General features: G+C 47.3%; 3 protein-coding genes and 3 tRNA genes. 3 read left to right on the forward strand and 3 right to left on the reverse strand.

Annotation, left to right across the window (positions count from 1 at the left end; translation table 11 throughout):
* Positions 1 to 80: 80 nt before the first annotated feature.
* A tRNA-Ala gene (locus tag ABNS04_RS12160) sits at positions 81 to 156 on the reverse strand.
* A gap of 140 nt (positions 157 to 296) precedes the next feature.
* A complete protein-coding gene (gltX, locus tag ABNS04_RS12165) occupies positions 297 to 1,706 on the reverse strand; it encodes a glutamate--tRNA ligase (protein WP_006956550.1) in 1,410 nt (469 codons plus the stop codon).
* Between the two features lie 192 nt (positions 1,707 to 1,898).
* Here gltX and ABNS04_RS12170 point away from each other — a divergent pair.
* A tRNA-Val gene (locus ABNS04_RS12170) sits at positions 1,899 to 1,974 on the forward strand.
* Positions 1,975 to 2,005: 31 nt separating this feature from the next.
* Positions 2,006 to 2,081, forward strand: a tRNA-Val gene (locus ABNS04_RS12175).
* Positions 2,082 to 2,123: 42 nt separating this feature from the next.
* Here ABNS04_RS12175 and ABNS04_RS12180 read toward each other — a convergent pair.
* The gene (locus ABNS04_RS12180; protein ID WP_006956549.1) at positions 2,124 to 3,002 is read right to left on the reverse strand and encodes a LysR family transcriptional regulator; all 879 of its coding nucleotides are present in this window, start codon (positions 3,000 to 3,002) and stop codon (positions 2,124 to 2,126) included.
* A 123-nt stretch (positions 3,003 to 3,125) separates the two neighbouring features.
* Here ABNS04_RS12180 and ABNS04_RS12185 point away from each other — a divergent pair.
* On the forward strand, positions 3,126 to 3,589 hold a 464-nt coding region (locus ABNS04_RS12185), incomplete at its 3' end, for an alcohol dehydrogenase catalytic domain-containing protein (protein ID WP_348671571.1).

Raw genomic sequence — 3,589 nt, forward strand, 5'->3', positions numbered from 1 at the left:
GTTACTGCCGTGAAAGGGCAGTGTCCTAGGCCTCTAGACGAAGGGGACGCAATCACTAACGTTGCTATCAAAATTTCACTTGGTGGAGCTAAGCGGGATCGAACCGCTGACCTCTTGCATGCCATGCAAGCGCTCTCCCAGCTGAGCTATAGCCCCACTGCTTTAGCAGCGAAACTGCCTTGACAGCGGGGCGCATTCTATTGCGAGGAGCGCTTAAGTGTCAACTGTTTTTTGAAAAAATATCGCTAACTGGCGATTTTTATATCAAGTTGATTATTTTACATGCAAATCGCAGATTATGCGTTCGCTTCGCGCTCAGCAATGAACGCAAGTGCCAGATCAATACGCTCGATAACCTTTTGCTGATCCAACTGAGCTAAGGTAACATCCAACGAGGGTGAGTTGCCCCCACCGGTTGCTGCAACGCGCAACGGCATGCCAATTTTGCCCATGCCCACGCCAAGCGCTTCAGCCGTGCCATTAATCGCTTCTTGAATTGATTCAGCAGTCCAGTCCGTTAAGCCTGACAGACTTGCCCTCACCGCTTCTAATGGTTCTTTAGCTACAGGGCGCAAGTGTTTCTTAGCTGCTTTTTCTTCAAACTCAGTCACTGGTTCATAGAAATAACGGCTAATCGCGGCCATTTCTTTCAACGTTTTCACACGATCAGCTTGCAAACCAACAATGGCTGTCAGTGCTGGACCCGTCGACGTATCGACGCCGAGTTGATCAAATTGCCATTTTAGCGCATCAGCCACTTGTTCAGCGGGCAACGTCTTCATGTAATGCTGGTTTAACCAATTAAGCTTTTCGGTGTTAAACGCAGAAGCCGCTTTATTCACGTCCTCTAGTTTAAACAGTTTAACCAACTCTTCTTTACTGAATATCTCTTGATCACCGTGCGACCAACCTAAGCGTGCCAAATAATTAATGACCGCTTCGGGCAAGTACCCGTCATCGCGATAGTGCATCACACCCACCGCACCATGGCGTTTAGATAATTTTTTACCGTCATCACCCAGAATCATCGATACGTGCGCGTAATAAGGCACCGGCGCGTTTAACGCTTTTAAAATATTAATCTGGCGCGGCGTATTATTAATATGGTCTTCGCCTCGCACCACATGCGTAATACCCATTTCCCAGTCATCCACGACAACACAGAAATTATAAGTTGGCGTACCATCACTGCGGGCAATGATTAAGTCATCAAGTTCTTGGTTTGAAAACTCGATACGACCGCGGATCAAGTCATCAAAAATCACGCTACCCTCTTGCGGGTTACGAAAACGAATCACGTAACTATCACCAGACGCATTTGGATTATCACGGCAATGTCCGTCATAACGAGGTTTTTCGCCACGCTCCATTTGCTCTTCGCGCATTTTTTCCAACCGCTCGGTCGAGCAGTAACATTTATAAGCTTTGTCTTCTTCAAGCAATTGATCGACTAATTCTTTATAGCGGTCAAAACGCTTAGTTTGATAGTAAGGACCTCGGTCCCAGTTCAACCCTAACCATTCCATACCTTCTAAGATGGCATCAATCGCCGGCTGCGTTGAACGCTCCCGATCGGTATCTTCAATGCGCAAGACAAACTCACCACCTTGGGCCTTTGCGACCAGCCAAGAGTAAAGCGCTGTGCGAGCACCGCCAACATGTAAATAGCCAGTCGGGCTTGGAGCGAAACGCGTAACTACACTCATTACTGTGTTCCTTTATTTAATTCAGTGATTAGACGTGTTGAATTTTACCAGTCCTAGCCCAAAAGCGCATTATTCAATTAAAATGATTAAAAAGTCAGCAAACAGAAAAAACTTTGCATTTTTTGTTTGACACTTTGGCGCGTATCCCTATAATGCCTCCTCGCAACGACGCAGAAGTGCGATGACAAAACTGGATGGTTAGCTCAGTTGGGAGAGCATCGCCCTTACAAGGCGAGGGTCACTGGTTCGAGCCCAGTACCATCCACCACTTCTTCCCCTTCGTTGTTTTCCTTGGCGTTGGATGGTTAGCTCAGTTGGGAGAGCATCGCCCTTACAAGGCGAGGGTCACTGGTTCGAGCCCAGTACCATCCACCACCTTTTTTTACTCTCCGAATTATTCTAAGTAAATCCACGACTTCAACCGTTATCGGTTAGCTTCACCTTCAAAAAGTCTATTAATACTCTGACTTTCGCAATTCGATGTCGCGACTCGGGATACAATGCCCAAATACCATCGTCCGGTTGACGATACTCTGTCATCACTTCCTGTAAGACACCGGCTTCAAGCTCATCAGCGACATAATAATCAGGCAGAATCGCTATCCCCAGGCCTTTACACACCGCATCTTTTATCGCTAAGCCACTATTACAATGAACTAATGCGTTTGGTTGCACTGTCTTTACTTTTCCATCCACCTGAAAACGCCAACTTTTGAGCGTGCCCGTTAAACAACGGTGATCAGCCAGCGAAGCTAAGTGAGTTGGTTCTCCAAAACGTTCAAAATACGCCGGCGCCCCCACTAGAAAGTGCCGGCGACGACCGAGCGGACTCGCCTTTAAACGCGGCGTGCCCAAATGCCCTAACCGTATCGCTAAGTCATAATGTCCCTCTATCAAGTCGAGCGTGTCGTTGGTGAGGTTAAAGTCGAGTCGACAATCGGGGTACTGATTTAAAAAATCATTTACTAAAGGAGCAATCACGTGTTCGCCGTAAAATACTGGAGCGGTCAGTCTGATTAACCCTTGTGGTTTTTCTGATCGCTGTTGGATAGCCTGATCCGCATCATTGAGACTCGCCACTAAATGTTGGCAATGCGGTAAATAGAGTGAGCCCTCCTCCGTTAAACTCACGCTGCGCGTGGAGCGATAGAGTAATGGTAATTTAAGCCGTTGCTCTAGCGCTGCAATATTACGGCTCACTTGCGCAACGGACAGACCTAACTGCTTCGCTGCACTGGTGAAGCTGGATGTTTGAGCCACCGCAACAAACTCACTGATTCCTTGCCATTGTTTCATTATTACGTATCTGCAAAAGTTATTTGTAAAAAGTTTAGATTACCTTTAAAACAGAAAAAGTTAAACTTGTTCCTGTCATTAACGTATAACTAGCCAATCACATACTGAATAAAGGAAGCTAAGATGGAAACAATTAAGTCGCGTGCAGCCGTGGCGTGGGGCCCCGGCGAACCGTTGAAAATGGAAGAAATCGATGTAGCACCACCTAAAAAAGGTGAAGTGCGCGTCAAAATCATTGCGACAGGCGTTTGTCATACCGATGCTTATACGCTATCAGGCGCTGATCCTGAGGGCATCTTCCCAGCCGTTTTAGGCCACGAAGGCGGCGGTATTGTTGAATCGGTCGGCGAAGGCGTGACTTCTGTCGAGGTGGGCGACCACGTGATTCCACTTTACACCGCCGAGTGTGGTGAATGTAAATTCTGTACTTCAGGGAAAACTAATTTGTGCCAAGCCGTGCGTGCAACGCAGGGTAAAGGCTTAATGCCGGATGGCACCACCCGTTTCTCAAAAGACGGGGAGCCGATTTACCACTACATGGGTACTTCGACATTTTCTGAATACACCGTGTTACCTGAAATCTCTGT

It is taken from the genome of uncultured Idiomarina sp., assembly GCF_964010655.1.
GTDB classification, from domain to species: Bacteria; Pseudomonadota; Gammaproteobacteria; order Enterobacterales; family Alteromonadaceae; genus Idiomarina; species Idiomarina baltica.

Bases quoted from the DNA above. Each gene is read 5' to 3' on its own strand.
- gltX (WP_006956550.1), bottom strand. From the start codon at position 1,706: ATGAGTGTAGTTACGCGTTTCGCTCCAAGCCCGACTGGCTATTTACAT.
- ABNS04_RS12180 (WP_006956549.1), bottom strand. From the start codon at position 3,002: ATGAAACAATGGCAAGGAATCAGTGAGTTTGTTGCGGTGGCTCAAACA.